This is a genomic window from Mammaliicoccus sp. P-M59, assembly GCF_022386135.1.
Lineage (GTDB): Bacteria > Bacillota > Bacilli > Staphylococcales > Staphylococcaceae > Mammaliicoccus > Mammaliicoccus sciuri_A.
Genome location: NZ_JAJNJJ010000002.1, coordinates 252,923 through 259,318, shown reverse-complemented (window position 1 = coordinate 259,318; position 6,396 = coordinate 252,923). Strand labels below are relative to the sequence as shown.

Here is a 6,396-nt window from a genome sequence, read left to right as displayed (position 1 = left end):
ATTACCGGATGGTAAAACACCAGGTACAACAGAAGTAGATGTAACAGTGAAATACCCAGATGGTACAGAAGATCACATTAAAGTACCAGTACCAGTCGGTGAAGAAGCAGACAGCGATTCAGATATGGGAATGGGTTCAACTGATTCAAACAACAATGATGGAAACGGCATTGCAAAAGCTGCAACTACAGATGATCATGATAAATTAAATAATGATAAGAAATTACCAGACACTGGTGAACAACCAATAAATAACGGTGCTTTATTCGGCGGTTTATTTGCTGGAATTGGATCATTATTCTTACTTGGTCGTCGTAAAAAAGACAACAAAGAAAATAACTAGAATTATATAATTGAAATTTTATGGCTGGGGCAAATTTTTGTCCCAGCCTCTATGATTTTTAGGATAGTGTCATAATTTTCATTAATAAAACAGATTTAGGCTAGTTTTTATAAAAGTTAATACAGAAAGGTATGTAATGAATGGATATATCTAATCAACTAAAGAATTTATTCAATAGTCATTCAGATGCAGAAAAAATTTTTGTTAGTATTGGTCATCCTTCCCAAAAGGCTTTAGTAAAAATGTTTAAATCACATAATGATGACCGAAATATTTAAAAATATATAGAAGCATTTCGAAAAAATACTGGTAAAAAAGCCGAATGGATCAAAATAGATTTCGTTACATCAATTGAAAAAATTAAATATGAACAATTAAAGCATGATTTAACTCATACACGTAGAAATTATGTAGAATATGGCTTTTCATTAGATAATAATTGGGAGTTAGCATTCTTACCTGAAGAAATTAATACCAATGCATTTATAGGACCAGAACCTAATAGTAAAGAGCTTTTCATGTCTGAGAAGAACATTAACAACTATATTAAAAAGTATAAAAGAATAAGAAAATATTTCACACATCGTAATTATGAAAATGAAGATGTTTATAAGTTCTACACGAAAAGCTATTTTATTGAAAAAGATCAACTTATTGAATTAGAAGAAAAGGGATATCGTAAAGGTCTAAGAAAAATTGATAATATTAATGAAGAAATTGATCGATTAATTGAGACAAGTACTCATTTTTTGAAAAATCAAATTCAAGATAACGGAAAGTATATTTATGGTTATTTTCCACATTTCGATAAAGAAATAGGATTTTATAATAATTTACGTCATTCATCATCAACATATGCATTAATAGAAGGTCTGAGTTATTTAAATGAAGATGTGACGATTGTAGAAAAGGCGATTGATTATTTAATCAAACATTATTTATTTGAAGTTGATGGTGCGGGATATATTTTTGATGATACTGAAGGTGTGAATGAAATAAAATTAGGTCAAAATGCTGCATTTATCTTCGCGATTTGTGAATATTTAAAGCATGTACCTGATAATGCTCGATATTTAGAAGCTGCACAGAAAGTTGCTAAAGGGATATTGACGATGATTGATGATCAACAACAAACGATTCATGTATTAAATTATCCTGATCTAACGACTAAAGAACAATTCAGAATTGTATATTATGATGGTGAAGCTGCTTTAGCATTATTAAGACTTTATCAAATTGATCATAATGAAGAATGGTTGAATACTGTCAAAATGTTATTCGAAATGTTTATAGAGAAAAAATATTGGAAATATCATGATCACTGGTTAGGATATTGTACAAATGAATTAGTACAAATTGATCCACAAGAGAAATATTATAAATTTGGCATTCAGAACGTATCGAGTTATTTAGATTATATGCAACAAAGGGAAACGACATTCCCAACATTTTTAGAAATGTTAATGGCGACTTATCACTTAGTCGAAAAAGCTAAAAAGACAGGATATGCTGAACTTGTTGAAACTTATTTAGATGAAGAAAAATTCATTAATACAATACATTTAAGAGCTGATTATGAAAGAACAGGCTACTTTTATCCTGAAATTGCAATGTACTTTAAAAATCCAGCACGCATTGTGAATTCTTTCTTCATTAAGCATCATGGGTACAGAGTAAGGATTGATGATATTGAACACTATTTATCAGGGTATGTTCAATATCAAAAAGTATTTAGCACTAAAAAAACTAATATTTATATTTAAATTATAAGTATTACTCGTATAAACCTTCTTATTTAAATAATTATAGGAAGACTATGGTATATATTTCATACTATCAAATTAATATAATATAATATAATATAATATTTAATACCAGGATTGATTCCAGTCCTGGTATTAAATATTAAAATGTAATTAATAATTAGAATCTAAGTTGTTGAAAAATAATTGTAAAAAAACATTGTGGAGGTTTATTGATATAATTTAAATATTTTTTCCTTTTAAATTAAATGAAATCACTTAATCCCTCAATAAATTAGTAATATGAGCATCAAGTCTTTTCATCAAATGTATAAAATTAGCTTTTTCTTTATCATTATAGATGATTAAAAGTTCATCTATAATTTTTGAACATTCTTCTTGTACATCATTAATCATATTTTCCCCTTTCTTAGTTATAAATATATACGTTTTTCTTTTGTCATCAATTTCCTTTTTTTTCTCTAGAAATCCTAAATTTATTAATTTATCAATTAATCTACTTAAGTTCCCTTTATCATCATTAAATTTTATGCTTAATTCATTTAAGTTTAATCCATCATGAAATTTAATAAAATATATCAATTTACATACCTTAACTGAATATCCACAATTATTAGTTGTTTTTTTAACTAGTAAATCAACATTTTCATTTAAATTGAGAATAGTGTTTCTAAATTCAATTTTAAATTGAGTTTCTTCTTTAATAACCATAAAAACAATCCCTCTTTCTATTGTTAATATATGTAAGTAACTTTTATAAAATAATTTTACTAAAATATGACAATTAAATAAAGGTTAAATAAGAAATTTATAAAAAAATATTGTTGTTTTATACAACATTATATAAATTTTATTTTGGACAATTGTTTCGATGGTTTTATAATTATTATAGTGTATAATTTTAGCAGAACTATTGATAAGGGGAAAGTTATCATAAGTAGGTGGGGGAAAGGAGAGGTTAAATATGAAAGAAAGATTGTTTAATTGTCCTGTAGAAGCGATTATAAGTTTAATAGGAGGTAAATATAAACCGATTATTCTATGGTATTTGTTGGATGGTAAATTAAGATTTAATGAATTACAAAAGCGATTACCTCAAGCTACACCTAAGATGTTAAGCCAACAATTGAAAGAGTTACAACAAGATGGATTTATTGAAAAAGTGATTTATCCAGAAGTGCCTCCTAAGACAGAATATTACATCACAGAGTATGGTAAGACTTTAGAAACTATTTTAAATGAAATGTGTAACTGGGGAGAAGAATATATGGGAGATTCTATTATTCAACATAGCAATTATTAAACGGGTATAGTTACTTTTTGGGTACTAACTTACAAAAAAGTGCAGTCTTCTCAAGGAAATTAAACGGTGATATATTTATCTCTACTTTAATAAATAGGAGAGATAATATGTTAAATGAAATTATTTGGCCACAAAAATGGTTACCAGGTACTACTGATAATTTTGCTTCTAATGAAATAATAGTAAGAGATTTAAGTTTTGAAACTGTTATAGAAAATCTTATCGATACTTCAAAATGGGAACAATATTATAAAAATAGTAGTGATATTCATATGTATCATCAAACATCGTCTAAATTACAACAAGATACACGTTTCAAATTTAAAACATTTGGATTTGATATAGAAGCGAAAGTTGAAGAACTCATCATCAATGAAGATGTTGCGCGTATCGCTTGGCATGGTTGGAACAATTCTACAGGAGATGACTTCTTAGACGTCTATCACGCATGGCTGATCGAAAAATTACCACAAAATAGATTAAGAATTTTAACGCAAGAATCACAAATTGGCATACCAGCACAACAAATGGCAAAAGACGAGAATCATCCTATGATTAATGGACATCAAGACTGGTTAGACTGCCTCGCAAAATTTTCACAATAACAAATTCGCCCGATCCTGTAGTTCACTACGGATCGGGCGATTATTTTTATAGAATTATAAATGAATCTTTTCTGTTGAGTAAAAGTACAACTCTTTTTTGGGGTGTACAAATATCGAAATGATAATGAGTACGCCTATTTTACCAACTATCATTAACAAAATGAGTATAACTTTAGACATTGAATTTAAATCAGCGGTTATGCCAGTTGAAAGTCCAACCGTCGCAAAAGCTGAAATCGTTTCAAATAATACCTTTGTTGTATCAAGTTTTGGATTTTGAATTAAAATACTCAATGTTGAGATAAAAATTAAAGAACTTGATAAAAAACATACAGTTATTGCTTTATTTATTTGTTCCGTCATAATACTCTTCTTAAATATATGTGGATGTGTCTGACCTTTTAATAAAGAATATAAATATACGATAATGATAGCAAAGGTCGTAACTTTTATACCACCACCGGTACTCATAGGTGCGGCACCAATAAACATTAATAAATCAAATATAAATAGAGTAGAGTCGTGTAATTGACCTATGTCAACGGTATTGAATCCAGCAGTTCTAGTTGATATCGATTGGAAAACAGATTTAAAAATTTGAACAATCCAATTATCGTTTTTTAATACATTATTTGCTTCTAATAACCAAAATGAAAGTGAACCAATCACGATTAATATGGCTGTAGTAGTTAATACGATTTTTGAATGTAGACTTAATTTACTCAAGCGATTAGCTTTCCACAAATCTAATATAACAATATAACCTATACCGCCAATTACAATTAACAATGGAACAATGACGTTAACAATTAAGTTATCACTGTAACTCATCAGACTATCTGAAAATAAAGAAAAACCGGCGTTATTGAATGATGATATAGAAGTAAATATACTGATGAACCCACCTCTAACAATACCGTGATCTGGAATGAAAACAATGGATAAAAAAATAGCACCCAAAATCTCGATAATAAAGCTGAATAATACAAGACGTATAGTTATATTTAGTAATCCTGAATCATTATCAAGACTCCACGTATACTTTAATAGTTCTCTATTTTTGTACGAAATGTTTTTTCTAGTGAAAATCATTATAAAGATCATTAAAGTAACAATTCCTAACCCACCAATTTGAATCAGTAGAAGTATTACCAAATATCCTAATTCATTGAACTGGTTCGGTATATCAACAGTTGAAAGCCCTGTTACTGTAAATGCACTTGTAGCGATAAAAAAAGCATCAACAAAATCAATAGGTTTTCGTCCAGTAACTGGCAAGTAGAGTAATATCGAACCTATGATTGTAGTCGTTAAAAATAGTGTCAGATAAATCATAGTAACTTTGAATATAGTATTCATTTTTTTATCACCTGCATTATAAGATATAAAGATAATAGTCCTATTAATAAAAAATAGCAATAAATTTATAAATAAAATAGAAAACATTAGCTAGCATATCAGGTGGTGCTCTAGAGGAGAAAATGATTATAGCAAGGAAGAATTTTTAAAAGGTTTTCAAGAAATCAAGTTATTTTATAACATATGAAATGAGAAAAACTCAGGTTGAGACATACATTATGTCCTAGCCTGAGTTTTTTATTATTGTGCTGTATATCCGCCGTCTATTAAGATAGATTGGCCAGTTACGCTTTTGGCTTTATCACTGGCAATGAATACGGAATAGTCTGCTACGTCTTGAATGTCGACGAGTCGTTTTTGAGGAATCATTGGGAATAATACTTCATCAAGTACTTGATCAACACTTACGTTTCGTGTTTTGGCTAAGTCTTCCATTTGACCACGTACAAGTGGTGTATCAATGTAACCTGGGCATATGGCATTTACTGTGATACCGTCTTCTGCAGTTTCTAAAGCAGTGACTTTTGTTAAACCGATAATGCCATGTTTGGCACTGTTATATGCAGATTTTCCTGAAAATCCGATAACGCCATTAATAGAAGACATATTTAAGATACGACCAAATTGTTGTTTTTTCATAATAGGTAATACATGTTTCGTCATGATGAATGTACCCACTAACATAATATCAATCATTTGTTTGAATTTAGCTGTTGGGAAATCCTCAATATTTGAGACATGTTGTAAGCCTGCGTTATTTACTAAAACATCTATACGACCGTAATGTTTTTCAGTTTCATTGACAAGGTTTATGACATCATCTTCATTCGAAACATCTGCTGGAATACCGATACAGTCAAACCCTTTATCTTTAAAGTCACGCACGACGTTGTCTAAATTAGCTTTATTAATGTCTGTGAATACTACTTTTGCACCTTGGTTTAAAAATTCTTTAGCGATTTCTAAACCAATACCACTAGCAGAACCTGAAATAATCGTAACTTTATCTTTTAACATCGAAAT

6 protein-coding genes and 1 pseudogene are annotated in these 6,396 nt (G+C 29.0%); 4 read left to right on the top strand and 3 right to left on the bottom strand.

Going from position 1 to position 6,396, the window contains the following annotated elements; all coding sequences use genetic code 11:
• On the top strand, positions 1–343 hold a 343-nt coding region (locus tag LQ617_RS06235), incomplete at its 5' end, for a Rib/alpha-like domain-containing protein (protein WP_239739981.1).
• Positions 344–483: 140 nt separating this feature from the next.
• Positions 484–2,106: pseudogene (locus tag LQ617_RS06230) on the top strand (poly(glycerol-phosphate) alpha-glucosyltransferase).
• Positions 2,107–2,364: 258 nt separating this feature from the next.
• Here LQ617_RS06230 and LQ617_RS06225 read toward each other — a convergent pair.
• Positions 2,365–2,817, bottom strand: coding sequence for a MarR family winged helix-turn-helix transcriptional regulator (locus tag LQ617_RS06225; RefSeq protein WP_239739980.1), 453 nt, complete (start codon positions 2,815–2,817; stop codon positions 2,365–2,367).
• Between the two features lie 253 nt (positions 2,818–3,070).
• On the opposite strand from LQ617_RS06225, the gene LQ617_RS06220 reads away from it, so the two are divergent.
• Both LQ617_RS06220 and LQ617_RS06215 read left to right on the top strand, forming a co-directional pair.
• Positions 3,071–3,409 (top strand): winged helix-turn-helix transcriptional regulator, encoded by a 339-nt coding sequence (locus LQ617_RS06220; protein WP_037589680.1) that lies wholly within the window; start codon positions 3,071–3,073, stop codon positions 3,407–3,409.
• 107 nt (positions 3,410–3,516) lie between these two features.
• A complete protein-coding gene (locus LQ617_RS06215; RefSeq protein ID WP_204168734.1) occupies positions 3,517–4,014 on the top strand; it encodes an SRPBCC family protein in 498 nt (165 codons plus the stop codon).
• Between the two features lie 54 nt (positions 4,015–4,068).
• Here LQ617_RS06215 and LQ617_RS06210 read toward each other — a convergent pair whose 3' ends face one another.
• Together LQ617_RS06210 and LQ617_RS06205 are read right to left on the bottom strand one after the other, a co-directional pair.
• Complete coding sequence (locus LQ617_RS06210; RefSeq protein ID WP_239739979.1) at positions 4,069–5,373, bottom strand: TrkH family potassium uptake protein; 1,305 nt, start codon at positions 5,371–5,373, stop codon at positions 4,069–4,071.
• Between the two features lie 240 nt (positions 5,374–5,613).
• Positions 5,614–6,390: a 3-hydroxybutyrate dehydrogenase gene (locus LQ617_RS06205; RefSeq protein ID WP_204255468.1), complete on the bottom strand. Its 777-nt coding sequence runs from the start codon at positions 6,388–6,390 to the stop codon at positions 5,614–5,616.
• Positions 6,391–6,396 lie beyond the last annotated feature (6 nt).